Raw genomic sequence first — 16,571 nt, 5'->3', positions numbered from 1 at the left:
CGCGCTCAAGGCGGTGATCAGGGCTGCGACGTCACGGGCGGCCCGGTCGGGCGTCACCGCACCGGCGTCGGCGAGTCGTCGAGCCGCCTGCTCGGCGCCGGTACCTGTCGGGAGCGACTGCAGTACGAGGACCGTTGGCGTTGAGCAGCGAGAGCGTGTGGGCGGTGGCGTGCAGTGCGAGCAGCGTGGCGCAGGTCCGGGCATCGCCCGGACACCGGCAAATGACTACAGCGGCCTCGAACCGAATCCTCTCCCACGTTCATGAGAAACGACAGCGCCAGTGCACCCGCCGCCGCAGAGCCGCCGCTCGGGAAGTCGCGATGCCACCGCAAGTAGCTGTGCATAGCGTCCCAGTTGCATTCGGCTACGGAGCCTCCGTGAAAACTCGTTGGCGGACCACGGCGACCACTGCTACGTTTCCGGAGGCCGTGCGAGAGATCGAGGAGGTGGTACCCGTGAACGCAGTATCGACATGGGTGCTCCCCTTCGGGGTCACGGTCGGGCGGTAGGTCGTCCGGGAGTGCCGTTCCAGGTCTCTCCCGAAAGGCACGACCATGCATTTCACCTCTGAGCAGCGCCTTGACGACGGCATTCTCCAACGCGAGTTCACCCTCGGTGAGATCCCCGGCATCCTATGGACACCCGCATCGGCATCCGCATCCGCACCGGCGCCGCTGATCCTGCTCGGCCCCCCTCCCCTCGGGCTGCGCAAGGTGTACCCCCGGCTGGTGGCCCGAGCCCGGCGCTCCGCGGCGGACGGCTTCTCCTCGGCCACCATCGAGCTCCCCGGAAGCGGCGACCGGCCCCGTTGGCCCGCCGCCGAGCAGGCTCTCGCCGACCTGCGCCGGGCGATGGAGGCCGGCGAGCCGGTCAGCGACGAGATCATCGACGCCCTCATCCTTCCCCTGGTCGACAAGGCGGTCCCGGAATGGCAGGCCGCCCTGGACGCGCTCCTCTCACTGCCCGAGATCTGCGGCCCGATCGGGTACTCGGGGGGAGTGATCTCCATCGGCATCCGGCTGGCGGTGGTCGAGCCTCGCATCGCGGCCGCCGCTCTGTTCGCCGGGAGTTTCGTCCCTCGCGCCATGTTCGAGGAGGCCCGCCAGGTCACCATTCCGCTGCACGTCCTGCTGCAGTGGGACGACGAAGGGAACGACCGGCAGGCGGCCCTGGACCTGTTCGACGCCTTCGGCTCCGAGGAGAAGACGCTGCACGCCAATATGGGCGGGCATACCGGCGTCCCGCAGTTCGCGGGGGACGCCGCGGCCCATTTCTTCACCCGACATCTGACATGAGGCCGGGCCGTCAGACCAGCAGCAGACGGTAGCTGATGTCGGCCGGTATGCCGCTCATCCAGGACAGGTCCCGGCCCTCCGCAGCTCGCTGCACCGTGGGCTGCCTGCTGAACTCTCGGCAGGGGCCTGTGCCGCCTGAAGCCATGAACTGTTCGTTTTCCGCAGAGCTTCGAGTGCTGCCCAAACTCGTATACAGGTGCTGTCGGTTCTCGTGAACAAAGCCACTCCCTCCGAGCCGCTGTTTCACGGTCAGTCCCCGTCGGGGTACCGCATGCCACCCTTCGGTGACGCAGCCGGCCGCCGGGCCCCCGACGGCTGTGCCGACGGCACCGTGTGCGCGGACGTCTTCGGGGTGCCGCCGACCGGGATGCCGAGGTGCGCGAACTCGGGCGCGTCCTGGCCCCGGCGGCCGACTGGTGATGACCTGGGCCGGGCGGGGTACAGGACGGAGATCTCCGACGCACCGAGGTGACCGGCGTGAGCGCGGACCGGGTCCTTGCCTTCTCACTTGAACTTGTCGGCAGAGCAGGAACGGCGGTCTCGTCTCCGCGCGAGGCTTGTGCTGAACTGTGCAACACAATCCGTAAGCGACGACAGGGTGACCGCGATGCCTCTTGAGGGCGAGTACGAGCCAAGCCCGGCGCAGTGGGTGCGCGAACAGGTCGAGCTCTACGAGAGTTCAGGCGGCACGCAGGGCACGACGTTGTGGGACACGGGCCTGCCTGTCGTCATTCTCACGACACGCGGCGCGAAGAGCGGCAAGATCCGCAAGATTCCGCTGATGCGCGTGGAGCACGCGGGGCGGTACGCGGCCGTGGCTTCGAAGGGCGGCTTCCCGCGTCACCCGGTCTGGTACTTCAACGTCAAGGCCAACCCGCACGTGGAGCTTCAGGACGGGGCGGTACGCCAGGACATGACGGCCCGCGAGATCACCGGGGACGAGAAAGCCCAGTGGTGGGAGCGCGCGGTCGCCGCTTATCCGCCCTACGCCGAATACCAAGAGGCGACTGACCGTGTAATCCCTGTCTTCGTGCTGGAACCCATGTACGTGGCGGACGCCTGACCTTGTCCCCGGAATGAGAACTGAGCGAGGCCAGGTGGGATAGGGGCGAGGTCTCGTGCGACGACGCGTCCCGCGCCACGGCAGCCGCGATGGCGGCCGCACTGATGCAGCGGCCCCGTGGCGTGGGTGATTACCGGCTTCGCTCCATCCTGCTGGGCCACCTTCAGGATCACCTCGCTCACCGGCACCACCCAGGACGGCCCCACCGATCCCGTGAACGTCTACGACTGCCTCTCTCCGGGCAGCTTCATCCTCGGCGTCCTGGCGGGCCGGGCACCCTCTTTGGGCGCAGGTCCCGTGTGATCCGGTCAGGGCCCGGGCGTGTTCAGCTTCGGCTTCCGCTTCACATCGGTCACCTTCACGTCTTCCGTCTCCGGAGCCCCGAACGCTTCGACGCTCACCCCGCTGCTGGTGCCGGTGACCTCCAAAGCCAAGTGGCTGCCCATCATGCGCAAGTCGAGCCTTGCCCGGGGCGCGCCCGTATGGTTCGGCATCCGGTGAATCCGCGACGCCGGGTAGTCCAGGCCCCTCAGCTTCTTGTGCATCGCCTCGTAGCCGGTGGTCGTCGTGTTCTTGAACGCCTCGCTGACGCGCTGCGCGTGCTCGCTGCCGCTGCACTTCTCGATACCGGTCAGCGGCGTCTCCTTGACTGGTTCTGGCTCGGTGGAGTCAGGGGTCGGCTTCGACGGCGCGGGATCGTCCAGGGGAACCGGTATGTCGCCTTCCGCGTTCGGAGCACCCGACGGGGGCTCGCCCGACCCGTACCTCGGTGGGGGTGTGCCCTCCGCGCCCGGCAGCTCCTGGGGCTTGGGCACGTCACCGCTGCCGCTGGGGGCGTCCGGCGCGCAGCCATGCGTGATGCGGGCCGTCAACGCAAGGAACCGCATTTCCTGATCGTTGTCGCTCAGCGGAGCATCCAGCGGGGTTGTCGCCGACGCGGCGCTGCCTGCGGCGGTCTGATCGGTGGTGGGGGTCGGAGCACCGCAGCCGGACAGGACCATGCAGCCGAACGCGGCCACCAACACAGGCTTCGGGAGGGATATCGATCGCATGCACGCAACATGCAGGGTCCTCATCACTGCGCACATGAGTACACATACTCACCTGCAGCGGCTTCGGGCTGGGTGCTCCGTCCGCCGGTCTCGGAACAGCTTCTCGTGCTCGGCGCCCGGAGCGTGATCACGATGGGACCACCGACACCTGCATGCCCGCACCGCGAGCTCGGGGTTCAGAGCCGGGAGATGCGTCGAGAGGCTGCGCGGGGCAGGAAGAACATCAGGGCCCACGTGATCAGCAGGCTTACGATCACATACGGGAGCGTGGCGGTGAAGGCGTCGACGACCTCGCTGCCGCGGGCGGTCGCGGTCTGGTCGTGGGCGAAGAAGACCACCCCGGTGAGCACGGTGCCCAGGGCGATGCCCAGGTGGGTGGCGGTGTTGAACAGTCCGGAGGCCGATCCGGCGTGCGCGTCGTCGACGCGGCCCAGGGTGAGGTCGGTGAGCGGGGCACCGATCATGCCCAGTCCGAGGCCCAGTGCCAGGACCGGCAGGGCCATGGTGGTCATCGACAGACCGGTGCCGTAGGTGGTGGCCAGCAAGTGGAATGAGGCCAGGGCCGAAGCGGCGAGCAGCGCGCCGGCTTGGGGTGCTCGGCGTTGGTGGCGGGCGACGGCGGCCGTGGCCAGCCAGGCGCCTGCGATCTCGGCGAGGGTGAGGAGGAGGAAGCCGATCGCCGCCCGTGACGGGCTCATGCCCAGGCCCTGCTGCATGAAGAGTGTCCAGCACATGAAGAACAGGCCCGACAGCAGACCGAGGACCAGCTGGGCCGTAAGCCCTCCGCAGAAGGGGCGGCCGGAGAACAGGGACAGCGCCATCAGCGGGGAGCCGTCCTTGCGGGTCTTGGTCCGCTGCTGGAAGACCAACCCCACCAGCACGCCTGTGCCCGCGGCCATGGCCGTGAAGGTCCACCACGGCCAGTGGTGGGCGCCGCCCGCGCTGAGCGGGTAGGCGATCAGCAGCAGCCCGAGCGCGCAGAGGACCATCCCCAGCGGGTCGAGGCGCAGGGCCTGCCTGTCGTGGGACTCGGTCATGTAGCGGTGGCCAAGCAGGACCGTGGCGATGCCGAGGGGGACATTGATCAGGAAGATGGAACGCCAGCCGAGACCGAACAGATCGGCCTGGGTGAGGATGCCGCCCAGGACGGGGCCGGCGACGCTTCCGATGGACATGACGGTCCCGTACAGACCGAACGCCTTGGCGCGGGCACTGCCGGAGAAGGTGACGTGCAAGGTCGCCAGGACCTGCGGAATCATCACGGCCGCGCCGGCGCCCTGCACCGCGCGGGCGGCGATCAGGGTGGCGGGGCCGGTGGCGAGAGTGCACAGCAGGGAGGCGGTGGTGAAGGCGCCGGTGCCGAGCAGGAAGGTTCGTTTGCGGCCGTAGAGATCACCGAGGCGGCCGCCGGTGATCAGTGCGATGCCGAGGGCGAGCGCGTAAGCGGCATGGGTCCACTGAAGGCCGGTTGCCGAGGCACCGGTGTCCGCCTGGATGGTGGGCAGGGCGGTGTCGACCACCGATGCGTCCAGGACGGCCATCAGCTCGCCGACCAGCACCACGGCCAGCATGAGCCGGCTGCCACGGCGCGAAGACCGTCCGGCAGGGGTAGCGCCCGAGCGGGGCGGGGCGTTGCGGGTGTCACGAGACACGGAGAAGGGGTTCCTGTTCAGAGCAGTAGAACAAACGGGCAGGCCAAGGCCCGTGTACGCCTACTGCGCACAGGAGAATGCCACGGAGCCCAGGCCATCGGGATCACCGTCTTCACAGCGGACAGCACCAACCGCCTGTCAGCGCAGGCAGGGGTCCGCGGGCAGAGCCCGGGAAGAACGGCTACTGGGCCTGGGATATACGTCATCACCTCGAAGGACATGTACACGCCCACAGAGGCGCGGCAAGGAACCCGGCCAGCATAGGCGGCCGCCTGCCATGGAGGAAAACGGGTTTTCGGTCTCGCCAGTGATGATCCGAGCGTCAGGACTGGCTGGCCGCGACCGGCGGGGTACCGAGCGGCGCCGAGGGCGGCCGATTCACCCCTGCGTCTTGGACGCCCGCACTTCCGCCACCCGGTCCACCGCCGGACGAATCGCTCGGACGACGTCAGAACGCCGGCAGATCAGAGGCGGGAGGGCTCTCCGAGGCGGCCCGGCCCCAGAGCAGTTCTTCGACACCAGTTCTGCCGAGCACGAGGGCGCGTTCGCCGATGGGCAGGTCGATCGTCGTCAGCCATGGGGACCATGTGCCCTAGGGGATACGGGGCACCCGCACCGCCCGGCCGCCTGGCTAGCCTTCCCCGCCCGTCAAAGTGCCGATGACGTCGACCCCACCCATCTCGTGCAGGGCGGTGGGCATTCCCAGCGTCCCGCATTGGTTGGCTGGGCTGCCGACGGGCAGAGCGACACCGAGAGCAGTAGCGGTGCCGCTGCCCTGCTTCGTAGCGCTGTCAGCGCGAGGGCTGCCATGGTTGGCGCAGGTGTTGCCGACGGCCGCGTTGCCGAAGCCGATGATCGATGTGGCGCTTGCGGGTTTCGTGCCGGCGAGAGTACTGACGGTGGCGACAAGCAATGTCGCGCCAGTGACGTGGAGAGGCTTCATACCCCTACCAACGCGAACAGATCAGAACAGAAACGCGATCAGCCACGTCCGGAACCACCCCCAATCTTCTGTTCCGCATGGCGGCTCGCCTGGACGAACGCCAGCGCGGCCACTCGTATGGGTCAAGCAGGGGAGCATGAGACGAGGCAGGGATCCACCATGGACGCAACACCGCTCCGGCGAAATAAATGAGGTCGCCGGAACTACCTCAACAGCCTTTGGGAGGCTGCCATGTCCGGCATTCGTGACCTGCAGCAAAAAGCAGACCTGAATGTAGTCTCCGACGCCACAATCGGAACTCCGTTTGCCGAGGACGCTCAAAGATTTATCGAAGGACTGGCGGAGGCGGCACAGAGACTGTTCACAAGTGCCATAGCGAAGTTGGAGAAGGGGGAATCGATCACGAAGGCGGAAAACGCGGCTCTTGTGCTCGCGAGGCTCCAGGACCCTGATGGGTTCCAGGAACTCATGGAGAAGGTGGGCGTGGACAACGTCGACCACATTCAGGTGAAGGACTGAAGCTGTAGTCTCTCGGGATGCGGCAGCTGATATCCGAACCGTCAACCCTGCGGCATCAGCTCACCGGAGTCTCCTCCGTCAACGGCCGCGTGAGGTCCTGGCTTCCATTGCCGGCATCCCTGTCACCGCCGCTCCCGGCGCTGCGTCTGTAGTGCTGTTTCTCGGCAGGCTTCCGCTTCTGCCTCCTGCCTTTGGCCGGGTGGCGCCGGCAGGCAGGTCGGGGAAAATGCCGCGTGTGAGGCAGAACGCCCGTTCTATGATGCGTTCATCTTGATCGACCGACCTAGGCGGGGACGCACCACGTGAACATCCGGACCGACCTGGCCCACTCCGCCGTCAAAGCCGCCGGGTCGGGGCCCGGCACATCGATGGGCGCGGTGCTCGACACCGCCAAGGCCCAGGACTGGGTGGCGCTCGACCTCGCCGTGCGCCGGCTGTGGGACCTTCCGTCCACCGACTGGTTGGGCGCCGGGAATCCGGCGCCCAACGAGCCGTCTCTCGCCGTAGCGCTCTGCCACCCCGACGGCCGCATACGCCAGGCCGCTCTTGCCTCCCCCGGCTCCGCTGCCCTGCTCCCCCTCGTCGCCGTGCGCTGCGCGGACTGGGTCGCCCCCGTGCGTGAGCAGGCGCGGGCGGTGCTGCGGGGCACGCTGCCCGAGGCCACTCCGGAAGTGCTGGGCGCGACCGCCGCCGTCATCCTGCGCGTCGCGGAACGGCGGCACGGCGGCTTCGCCCGGGAGCTGCTGGAGGAGGTCCTGCGAGACGGTGAGATCGCCGACACGCTGCTGGGCAGCCAGGACCGGGCCGCCCGGCGTCTGGGACACCGGATCGCCGTCGAACGGGGGCGCCTCTCCCCTGCCGATCTCGCCCGGATCGCGGCGAAGGACCACGACATCGTCGTCCAAGACCTCTGTGCGGACGCGGCGCTCGCCCGCACGCGAGACGGCGGGGAACACGGCGAGATCGTCCGGTTGCTGCTTGGCGCCCGGCAGGCACGCGTCCGCGCCGCCGGGCTGACCGCGCTCAACCGGACCGGGGACACCGGGCGGGCCACGGCGTTCCTCGCCGACCGCTCGGGGCTGGTCCGCGCCTGCGCCCGCTGGGTACTGCGGCAGCACGGCGTCGACCCGCTGCCGCACTACCGGTCCCTGTGCGCCTCCCGGGATGTCCCCCCGGGCGCCGCCGCCGGGCTCGCCGAGTGCGGCAGCGCGGCCGACGCCGGGTTGCTACGGCCCCTGCTGGCGCACCCGATCCCCGCGGTGCGTGCGCGGGCGGTGTGGGCGCTGCGGACGGTGGACGCGATCGAGCCGGACCGGCTCACGCCGCTGCTGGACGACCCATCGGCGGCAGTGGTCCGCGAGGCCTCCCTCGCCCTCACACCCACAGCCACCCGTATCCCGGAGGAGTGGCTGCGCCAGCGCTTGGCGGCCGACCGGCCCCGCTGCGTCCGGACGGCCGCCTTCCGCCTGCTCGACGCACATGGCACGGCCGCCCAGCTGCGCTGCTTTCTCACTCTCCTGGACGACGCCGACCCGGGCCTGCGCGCCCGGGCCCGCGCCGCCCTCCACAGTTGGGGCCCCGCCGACGCCCCCACGGTGTACGCCACACTGCCACCGACCGAGCGCGCACATGTCGACGCCCTCTTGGACCGAGCACAAGCCTCCCTCGGCAAGGAGCCACTGCACAGGCTGCGTTGGTACTTGGGGGCACCTCGCTGACCCTGCGGGAGGCCGCGCCTGGTTTCCGTCCGGACCGCCCTTCTTCAAGGGCGGTAGTACAGGTGCCACTGGTAGTCGTACTGACCAGGGTGCTTTTCCTCGCGCTTGCAGCGGTACTCACGCCATTTCTTGTCCTGCTTGCCCTTCTCGCCGGCCTTCTTGCAGGACTCCTCGTCGTCGTACCAGTCGCCCGGCTTCCAGTCCGTCTTCGTCTCCTCGCTCACGGCGCTGCTCGTCGGGGTCGGGGACTCCTCCGACGGAGCCGCGACAGCCGCGCCCGTCGCGCCGGCGAACAGCAGTCCCGCGGTGACCACCGCCGTCGCCGGGGCGAGGCGGAAGTTCCTCGATTTCACGGGGTATCCCTCTCTCGGTTTTGGCCTTTGCACTGATGGTGGGCTCGGAACGGCGCCGTCGGAAGCCGGTGCCCCGGGCGTGCGGGAGTGGGGTTTCCCGGCCTTCCCGCGCGGGCGGGCTCGAACCTCACGCGGCGTGGGAAGACCGGGTGGGATGCGAAATATCCGGGTGCGGTGGGGCCGGATCATGTCCGTATACTTGTGCGAACTCACGATGGACGGGAGGTGGAGAAAGTGAAGCTTGCTGAGGCACTGGCAGAACGTGCGGAAGCGACGCGCCGCGTGGAACAGCTGCGGGCGCGCGTCGTCAGCAATGCGCGGTATCAGGAAGGTGAGACGCCTGCCGAGGACGCGGCTCATTTGCTGGCCGAGGCCGGTGAGGTGCTGGTCGCCCTCGAGTCGCTGATCCGGCGCATCAACCGCACCAATGCCGCGGTGGATATGGGCCAGGACGGTACGCTCACCGACGCTCTCGCGCGCCGCGATGTGCTGCGGCTGCGTCACTCGGTGGTCACCGCGGCGGCGGACGCGGCGGCGGGTACGGGCGAGCGGGGATACGGCCGGCAGCTTCGGTCCGAGCTGATGATGCTCTCCGCGCTTCCGGTCGCGGAACTGCGTAGTCAGGCGGATGTGCTCGCGCGGGAGATCCGTGAGATCGACGTGCGCATCCAGCGCACGAACTGGGAGGTCGACCTGCTGGACTGAGTCGTCCGTCCAGTCGCGAAGACATGACGACGTGACGACGACGTGACGGCGTGACGATGTGGAGCAGGTAGCCGATTCGGAGGCGTGCACACACCGAGGGCCGGCGGTTTTCCAGCCCACTCCTGGCGCGTGAAGAGCAACGCAGGGGTTCGACTCCCCATCAACAGTGCAGCTCAGCATCGCGTACAGGTAACAGTGCACATCGCACAGCACATCACCGCGTGCAGATCCGGAACGGCGAGGGCGGGTTCGGGGATTTCCACATCGCAGCAGATGCGTCGCGGCAGGTGCGTCGCGACCCGCGGATCGGCATGGGCCGTCCTACGGGCCACGGCGTGCGGCCGCGGCGCTCTTGCGTCCGGGCACGGGCGTGTAGTGCCCTGATTCCCATGGGGAAGAGATGTACGGCTGCATTGATCGTGGCCCTGGTGGCGGGGTCTGTCGTGACAGGTGTCCCGGGTCCGCGTGCCCAAGCCGGGGAAGCCGGCACCGGCAGTCCTCCGCCGGCCGGTTCGGCCCGCTCTCTGGGCGTCGATCTCGACACGGTGACGATCCCGGAGCTGCAGCGTCGCATGGCGGACGGCTCGTTGACCTCGTCGGCGCTGACCGCCGCCTATCTGCGGCGGATCGAGACGGTCGATCCCCGGATCCACGCGGTTCTGCGCACGGACCCGACTGCCCTGCGCCAGGCGGCTGCCAGTGACGTCAGGCACCGGCGTGGCGAGACCCGTGGCCCGCTCGACGGCATTCCCGTTCTGCTGAAGGACAACGTCGACACTCGCGACATGCCGACCACGGCCGGGTCGCTGGCGCTGGCCGGCCGCCCGCCCGGCACCGACGCCGCCCTGGTGAGCCGGCTGCGGGACGCGGGAGCGGTGATCCTGGGCAAGACGAACCTGTCCGAGTGGGCGAACTTCCGTGCCGAGAAGCCGACATCGGGCTGGTCCGCGGTGGGTGGGCAGACCAATAATCCGTACGTACTGGACCGGAATCCGTGCGGGTCGTCCGCCGGCTCGGCCGCCGCGCTCGCCGCGTCGTTGTCGCAGGTGGCGATCGGCACCGAGACGGACGGCTCCATCGTCTGCCCGGCCGGGATGAACGGGGTGGTCGGCCACAAGCCCAGCCTCGGGCTCGTCAGCCGGGCCGGCGTGGTGCCGATCTCCGCCGAGCAGGACACCGCGGGGCCCATGGCACGCAACGTGACCGATGCCGCGCTCACCCTCTCGGTACTCAGCGGCGGCCGGATCCCGGGCGCCCCTGACGCACTCGGCGTTGTCGGCCGGCCGGCACACCCCGATGCCCTGCGCGGTCGGCGGATCGGCCTGTGGCGCCTGTCCTCGCTCGGGCCGCAGGTGGATGCCCTGATGACCCGTACGGCCAAGAGGCTGCGCAGTGCGGGCGCCGAGGTCGTCGAGGTGACGCCCCCGTATCAGGAACGGCTCGCCGCACTCGAATTCCCGGCCCTGCTGAGTGAGTTCCACCGCGACATCGACGCCTATCTCGCCACCCGCACCGGGCCTCGCGACCTCACCGGACTGATCGAGTTCAACCGTAGGCACCCGGCGGAGCGGACCTGCTTCGTCGGCCAGGAGCTGTTCGAACGGGCCCTCGCCGCGCCTTCCACCACCAGCCCGGAATACCGGGCGATGCGCGCCGAACTGAAGGACCTTTCCCGGCGTTCGATCGACGAGACCATGGCCGCGCACCGCCTGGACGCCATCGCCTCGCCGACGAACCCGCCCGCCTGGACGACCGACTGCGCGCGGGGCGACAACGACGTGATCCCCTCCTCCACCCCGGCGGCCGTGGCCGGCTACCCGTCGTTGTCCGTGCCCGCCGGATTCGTGAACGAGCTGCCCGTCGGCCTTCTCCTCATGGCCGGCGACCACCAGGACGGCCGGCTGCTGTCGCTGGGGGCCGCCGTGGAGCACCGGCTGGACGCCTGGCGGGCGCCGCGCTACCTGCCGACGGTGGGGAAAACGGACCAGTGACTGAACAACGGGGTGGGCCGTGCGGTTCCCGGCGCGGGGTTCCGGGTGCGTTCCGGGCGTAGGGGGCCGACGATGGGGCGCATGGGGCAGTCACGGCGGGTACGGGTGCGCAGGGTCTACGACCCGGTCGAGGAGGCGGACGGCAGCCGGGTGCTGGTCGACCGGATCTGGCCGCGAGGCCTGCGCAAGGACGCGGCCGCCCTCGACGAGTGGTGCAAGGACGTCGCGCCTTCCACCGACCTGCGGAAGTGGTACGGGCACGATCCGGCCCTCTTCGAGGAGTTCGGCCGCCGCTACCGCGACGAACTGCGGGACGCGGCCCATGCGCAGGCCGTGCGGCACCTGCGCGAGGTGGCCCGGCACGGGCCTCTCACTCTGCTGACCGCCACCAAGGACTGCGACATCAGCGCGGCGGCCGTACTGCGGGCGGAGCTGGCGCAGGGGTGACGGCCCCTCCCCCGCCGGCCCCCCGGGACCGACCGACCACCCCACCCGGCACATCTTCACGGCGACACCCGCGTCTCACGCCCCGGAGGGGGTGTGAGGGGTGCCGTCGGCCGAGGTGACCGCGATGGTGGTGGTCCGGCCGTCGGGCTTGATCCGGATGACCGGGATGGCCTTGTCCCGTGGGCCGCCGTCACCGCCGATCATGATCCAGCCGCTCGCGCCCGGCAGGCCCTTGCCTTCATGCAGCGTGGACAGCGTCCGGTAGACGTCGGTGGCGGTGGGGTCGGATACCGCCGGGGAGTTCCGGACGGCACGCGTGGCGGTCCGCAGGGCGTCGTACATCATGATCGCCCGGCCGTCGTCCAGGTCGCTGTCCGGGAACGCGGCGGCGAAGGCGCCGTCGCGGAACGGGGCGACGGCCTCCGGGGCGAACGCCGTGGGGGCCACGTCCCAGGCCCCCGGGTGGGCCAGCCCGGTGTAGACGAGATCGATGCGGCCCGTACGCAGCGCCACGGCCAGCTCCTTCGAACCGAAGCCGTCGGTGCGTGTGACCTGCGTGGTGTCGTCTCCCGAGAGCACGGTCAAGGGGCGTTCCCGGCAGGGGCGGTCGGTGAGGGCGGTCAGGAAGGCGGGCAGTGAGGTGCCGCGGCCCGCGAAGTAGACGACGTCCGGCCGCGCGGCGCACAGGCCGGCGAGTTGTGCGCGGAAGGTGTCGGCCTGGCCGGGCTGCGAGGAATCGAACAGCTTCGGCTCGCCCTCGACCAGACGGGCGGCCGGCAGGCGGGCGCGGAACTGCGTGCCCAGGGTGCTGGTGTACTGGTCACCCGCGGCGACGTCCTGGACGAGCAGGACTCGGGCGGCGGCGTGTTCGCCCGTCGACAGGAACCGCACCGCGGCGGCGGCCTGGTCGGCGTTGGCGGGCGCGACGCGCACCAGGCCGGGGGTGCCCGCCCAGGAGTCGGCGGTGAGCACCGAGCCGAAGGCGGGCAGGCCCCCGGCCGTCAGCTCGCCGATCATGTCCTGGCTGGAGGCCGTGCTGCCGCCGAGGCCGACCGCGGCCACGATCCGCTCGGCGCGCTGGCGGCGGAGCACCTGCCCGACGGTGTACTGCCGCTGCTCGGCGGTGCCACCGGTCTGGGCGAACAGCAGCCTGATCCGTGCCGCGGCTTTGGGGGCCGGGTCGTGGTTGGCCCGGCGCTGGGCGATGTACGCGCCCTCCAAGTCGTGCCGGACGCTCTCCATCATGCCGGCGCCGTCGTACCCCGCTGTGATCGGCGTCAGGTACACGATGGACGCGAACGGCCGCCCGCCCGGCTCGGCGGCCGCCGCGGCGACCCGCCGGTTCTCCGTGTAGATCCGCGCCAGCACCGGTGCCAGGTTGCCGTCCGGGGTACCGGGGATGCCGGGCGATCGCGAGGAGTGCGAGGAGGAGCGGGAGGCGCCCGAGGTGCCGGCCAGCAGGCCGACGCAGGTGCGCGTTCTGCCCTGTCCGATGCTCCGCAGGCCCTCGGCGCAGCCGGTGCCTCCCAGCGACACGGCGGACTGCGGCGCGTCGCCCTGGGCCACCAGGGCCGCGAGCACGACCAGTGCGGCGGCCAGTGCCCTGCCGCGCCGCCCGCCGCACGCCCGGCGAGGCGGGCCGGGGTCGCACGGGCCGTCCGCGGCCCGGGCGGTCAGGCGCATCACCTCGTCCAGGCAGGGCCGTCGGCCGGGGTCCTTGGCCAGGCAGCGGGCGATCAACTCGCGGAGTGGGCCGGGCACGCCGGCCAGGTCGGGTTCCTTGTGGACCACGGCGAAGGCGGCCGCGATGGGCTCCGCTCCCGACGCCCCGGGCTCCTGGAAAGGGCTGCGGCCGATGGCCGCGAAGGCCAGCACGGAACCCAGCGCGAACACGTCCGTCGCCGGGGAGATGCCGTGCGGCCCGTTCAGTTGCTCGGGCGCCATGAACGCCGGGGTGCCGATCATGCTGCCGCTGCGCGTCAGTGCCCGGCTCTCCGCCACGGCTTTGGCGATGCCGAAGTCGATCACCCGGGCGCCGTCGTCCGCCAGCAGGACGTTGCCCGGTTTCAGGTCCCGGTGCACGATCCCCTGCCGGTGAATGTCGCGCAGGGCTTCCGCCAGCTGGCCGGCCAGCCGGGCGATGTCCGCCACCGGCAGCGGGCCGCGGGACCGTACCCGCGCGGCCAGTGAATCGCCGGGCACGTACTGGGTGGCCAGCCAGGGCGGGTCACCGTCCGGGGCCGCGTCCACCACGCACGCCGTGAACGCACCGCTGACCTTCCGGGCCGCTGCCACCTCGCGCCGGAACCGGGCCCGGAAATGGGGGTCGTCGGCGTACTCGGGGCGGATCACCTTCAGCGCCACCTGACGCCCGCCGGGGCTGCTGGCCAGGTACACCACCCCCATGCCGCCGACTCCCAGCCGCCGTTCCAGGCTGAACCCCCCGATCTGCCGCACGCGGACAACATACCTAAACCGCCCTTGCGGTTCGTGCCCGTCAGACGATCCGCGGGAAGCGGCCTGCCGCGCCGAGCGGTGCCGGCGAGGAGAGGTCCGTCAGCCCTGGAGCCCGCCCGTCCCCGGACGATCGTCAGCCATGACGATCATTCAGGTTCGGCGGTGTCGCGTGCGGCCCGGCGGCGGACCTGGTCCTCCTGGGCCAGTCGTCGCAGCAGTTCGAGCACGGGTCCGGAGAGGGCGAGGACGATGACCGCCTGTTCGGCCAGGGCCGGCGAGTCGTCGAAGGCGGCCGCGCGCTGGAGATCGAGACGGGCGATCGCATGGGCCAGTTCCGCGTAGGCAACGAGCCCTTCCGGCCGGTAGTCCGCGTCGATCCGTCTGAGCTCCCTCAGCGCCGTCGTCAGGCCCCGGACGTGGGGGGAGGTGCTGGGGACCTGCCAGTCCATGGCCGCGATCAGGCCCGCCACGTCCGCTTCGGCAGCCGATTCGGCGGCCGCGTCCCGGTCGGCGTCCCCGGCCGAGGCGGCCGTGACCGGTACGGGCAGGGCGTAGCTGATCGCCCCGAGGGTTCCGTCGATGGTCTCGGCCTGGTCGACCGCCGCCAGTACGTCGCGGGTGGCGGCGATGGACAGGCCGCCCAGGGTGGTGAGCGCCTTGATCAGCCGCAGGCGCTGGACGTGCTCCTCCCCGTACTCGGCCAGCGTCGCGGCCGTCGCCCTGCCGGCGGGCAGCAGGCCTTCCCGCCGGAAGTACTTGATGCTGGCGACCGGCACGCCGGTCCTGCAGCTGAGCTCGGAGATCTTCATGCGGCGTCCTCGCTGGTGGTGCGGCCGGGCATCCGCCGGCGACGACTGGACACCTACAGAAGATACTGCCACTATCCAGTACTGGATACCAGAAATATCTAGCTACTCTATGTAATCACCACGGAGAAGTCATGCCTTCCCCTCAGCCCTCCTCCGCGCTCCGCAGCCCGCGGCTGTGGATCGGCTCGGGCCTCATCGTCGCTGTGGTCTCCACCCTGTTCGCCCTGCTCTATGTGGGTGGCAACGTGGACCCCAAGGGCAACCTGCGCGACCTGCCCGTCGCCCTGGTCAACAACGACCGCGGCGCCGACGCGGGCGGCAAGCCCACCAACCTCGGCGACCAGATCGTCTCCGGCATCAAGAAGAACGCCGCGAACAACAACAGCATCGACTGGCAGGTCATCAGCCAGAAGGAGGCCGACAAGCGGCTGGGGCAGGGCAAGGTGTTCGGCGCGCTCGTCGTGCCGAAGGACTTCACCGCCACGGTGACGGGGCTGACCGACCCGCGGCAGAAGCAGGCCACCCGGCCGACGTTGACGGTGCTGACCAACCAGTCGGCCGGCAGCATCGGTTCGTCCATGGCCAGCCAGGCGGCCCAGAAGGCCGCCCACTCCGCCTCCGCCCAGATCGGGAAGGACCTCCTCAACCGCGCGAAGAGCCAGGGGGCCAAGCTCGCCCCGGCCGCCCAGCTGACGCTCGCCGACCCCGCGACCGTCCAGATCGCCGACGGCCACCCGGTCGGCGACCACAGCGCCATGGGCCTGAGCGCCTTCTACTACGCGCTGGTCCTGGTCGTCTGCGGCATGCTCGGCGCCAACGTGATCAACGCACAGGTCGACACCGCCCTCGGTTACCTGCACACCGACTTCGGGCCCTTCCGCCAGCGCATGCCCGTCCAGCACACGAGCCGGGTCCGCACGTTGGCCATCGGCGCCGTCCTCATGCTCGGCCTCTCCGTGGTCATGGGCTCCCTCGTCCAGGCCGCGACCGTCGGCATCCTCGACATGGACGCCTCCCACCTCGGTCTGATGTGGCTCTACTCCGTGGCCACCATCGCGGTCGTCGGCCTGAGCGCCCTGACGCTGCTCGCCGCCTTCGGCACCCCCGGCATGCTGCTCTCGGCCATCATCTTCGTCGCCATGGCCGTCCCCTCCTCCGGAGCGACCGTCCCGCTGCAGGCGCTGCCCGACTTCTTCCGCACGCTCGCGGAATTCGAACCGCTCCGGCAGATCACCGGGGGCCTGCGCTCCATCCTCTACTACGACGCCCAGGCCGACGCCGGTCTGACCCGCGCCTGGATCTCCATGGGCGTCGCGCTGGTCGTCTCCGTCCTCTTCGGCCTGGGCGTCACCCGCCTCTACGACCGCAAGGGCATGCACCGCATCCCCCGCCCGGCCGAAACCGCCGAGGCCGCTGAAGCGGCACCGGCACCTGCGACGGCCTGAAGGGCGTAGGCACAATGGGCGGCGAGGCCCCGCGACAACCGGGACCTCGCCGCCTTCCTGCCGTTCCGAGAACGCCGCACGAAACCTGGCAACTTGGCGGGAAGCCAATGCTCAAGGGAGGC

General features: G+C 70.3%; 16 protein-coding genes. 9 read left to right on the top strand and 7 right to left on the bottom strand.

Annotation, left to right across the window (positions count from 1 at the left end):
* Positions 1-554 precede the first annotated feature (554 nt).
* A complete protein-coding gene (locus ABZ956_RS25140; RefSeq protein WP_361897841.1) occupies positions 555-1,295 on the top strand; it encodes an alpha/beta hydrolase in 741 nt (246 codons plus the stop codon).
* Positions 1,296-1,305: 10 nt separating this feature from the next.
* Here the strand turns inward: ABZ956_RS25140 and ABZ956_RS25135 are convergent, their stop codons facing one another.
* Positions 1,306-1,440: a hypothetical protein gene (locus ABZ956_RS25135; protein ID WP_361897839.1), complete on the bottom strand. Its 135-nt coding sequence runs from the start codon at positions 1,438-1,440 to the stop codon at positions 1,306-1,308.
* Between the two features lie 462 nt (positions 1,441-1,902).
* Here ABZ956_RS25135 and ABZ956_RS25130 point away from each other — a divergent pair, with 462 nt between their 5' ends.
* Together ABZ956_RS25130 and ABZ956_RS25125 are read left to right on the top strand one after the other, a co-directional pair.
* A complete protein-coding gene (locus tag ABZ956_RS25130; RefSeq protein ID WP_361897836.1) occupies positions 1,903-2,358 on the top strand; it encodes a nitroreductase family deazaflavin-dependent oxidoreductase in 456 nt (151 codons plus the stop codon).
* Between the two features lie 117 nt (positions 2,359-2,475).
* Positions 2,476-2,661 (top strand): hypothetical protein, encoded by a 186-nt coding sequence (locus tag ABZ956_RS25125; protein ID WP_361897833.1) that lies wholly within the window; start codon positions 2,476-2,478, stop codon positions 2,659-2,661.
* Between the two features lie 5 nt (positions 2,662-2,666).
* Here the strand turns inward: ABZ956_RS25125 and ABZ956_RS25120 are convergent, their stop codons facing one another.
* The 3 genes from ABZ956_RS25120 to ABZ956_RS25110 form a co-directional block, all read right to left on the bottom strand.
* Positions 2,667-3,377, bottom strand: coding sequence for a hypothetical protein (locus ABZ956_RS25120; RefSeq protein ID WP_361897830.1), 711 nt, complete (start codon positions 3,375-3,377; stop codon positions 2,667-2,669).
* Between the two features lie 209 nt (positions 3,378-3,586).
* A complete protein-coding gene (locus tag ABZ956_RS25115) occupies positions 3,587-4,981 on the bottom strand; it encodes an MFS transporter (protein ID WP_361897828.1) in 1,395 nt (464 codons plus the stop codon).
* Between the two features lie 712 nt (positions 4,982-5,693).
* Positions 5,694-6,005 carry a hypothetical protein gene (locus ABZ956_RS25110; protein WP_361897825.1) on the bottom strand — a complete coding sequence of 104 codons (312 nt, stop codon included), beginning with the start codon at positions 6,003-6,005 and terminating at the stop codon, positions 5,694-5,696.
* A 231-nt stretch (positions 6,006-6,236) separates the two neighbouring features.
* Between ABZ956_RS25110 and ABZ956_RS25105 the strand changes: the two genes are divergently transcribed.
* Together ABZ956_RS25105 and ABZ956_RS25100 are read left to right on the top strand one after the other, a co-directional pair.
* Complete coding sequence (locus ABZ956_RS25105; RefSeq protein WP_361897822.1) at positions 6,237-6,524, top strand: hypothetical protein; 288 nt, start codon at positions 6,237-6,239, stop codon at positions 6,522-6,524.
* 302 nt (positions 6,525-6,826) lie between these two features.
* Positions 6,827-8,242, top strand: a complete 1,416-nt coding sequence (locus ABZ956_RS25100) for a hypothetical protein (RefSeq protein WP_361897819.1) — start codon at positions 6,827-6,829, stop codon at positions 8,240-8,242.
* Between the two features lie 44 nt (positions 8,243-8,286).
* Here the strand turns inward: ABZ956_RS25100 and ABZ956_RS25095 are convergent, their stop codons facing one another.
* Positions 8,287-8,595 carry a hypothetical protein gene (locus tag ABZ956_RS25095; RefSeq protein WP_361897816.1) on the bottom strand — a complete coding sequence of 103 codons (309 nt, stop codon included), beginning with the start codon at positions 8,593-8,595 and terminating at the stop codon, positions 8,287-8,289.
* Between the two features lie 234 nt (positions 8,596-8,829).
* Between ABZ956_RS25095 and ABZ956_RS25090 the strand changes: the two genes are divergently transcribed.
* The 3 genes from ABZ956_RS25090 (at position 8,830) to ABZ956_RS25080 (ending at position 11,738) form a co-directional block, all read left to right on the top strand.
* Positions 8,830-9,300 carry a DIP1984 family protein gene (locus tag ABZ956_RS25090; RefSeq protein WP_361897813.1) on the top strand — a complete coding sequence of 157 codons (471 nt, stop codon included), beginning with the start codon at positions 8,830-8,832 and terminating at the stop codon, positions 9,298-9,300.
* A gap of 389 nt (positions 9,301-9,689) precedes the next feature.
* Positions 9,690-11,291, top strand: coding sequence for an amidase (locus ABZ956_RS25085; protein WP_361897811.1), 1,602 nt, complete (start codon positions 9,690-9,692; stop codon positions 11,289-11,291).
* Positions 11,292-11,372: 81 nt separating this feature from the next.
* Positions 11,373-11,738 carry a DUF488 family protein gene (locus tag ABZ956_RS25080; protein ID WP_361897809.1) on the top strand — a complete coding sequence of 122 codons (366 nt, stop codon included), beginning with the start codon at positions 11,373-11,375 and terminating at the stop codon, positions 11,736-11,738.
* A gap of 75 nt (positions 11,739-11,813) precedes the next feature.
* On the opposite strand, the gene ABZ956_RS25075 is transcribed toward ABZ956_RS25080, so the two are convergent.
* Together ABZ956_RS25075 and ABZ956_RS25070 are read right to left on the bottom strand one after the other, a co-directional pair.
* Positions 11,814-14,195 carry a protein kinase gene (locus tag ABZ956_RS25075; protein ID WP_361897806.1) on the bottom strand — a complete coding sequence of 794 codons (2,382 nt, stop codon included), beginning with the start codon at positions 14,193-14,195 and terminating at the stop codon, positions 11,814-11,816.
* 146 nt (positions 14,196-14,341) lie between these two features.
* Positions 14,342-15,004: a MerR family transcriptional regulator gene (locus ABZ956_RS25070; RefSeq protein ID WP_361897803.1), complete on the bottom strand. Its 663-nt coding sequence runs from the start codon at positions 15,002-15,004 to the stop codon at positions 14,342-14,344.
* A 131-nt stretch (positions 15,005-15,135) separates the two neighbouring features.
* Between ABZ956_RS25070 and ABZ956_RS25065 the strand changes: the two genes are divergently transcribed.
* Positions 15,136-16,449, top strand: a complete 1,314-nt coding sequence (locus ABZ956_RS25065) for a YhgE/Pip family protein (protein WP_361897800.1) — start codon at positions 15,136-15,138, stop codon at positions 16,447-16,449.
* The last annotated feature ends 122 nt before the right edge of the window (positions 16,450-16,571 follow it).

Origin of the sequence: Streptomyces sp. NPDC046261, from assembly GCF_040646235.1 — a bacterium.
GTDB lineage: Bacteria > Actinomycetota > Actinomycetes > Streptomycetales > Streptomycetaceae > Streptomyces.
The sequence above is the reverse complement of the archived record's forward strand: the minus strand, read 5'-3'. Positions and strand labels throughout refer to the sequence as shown.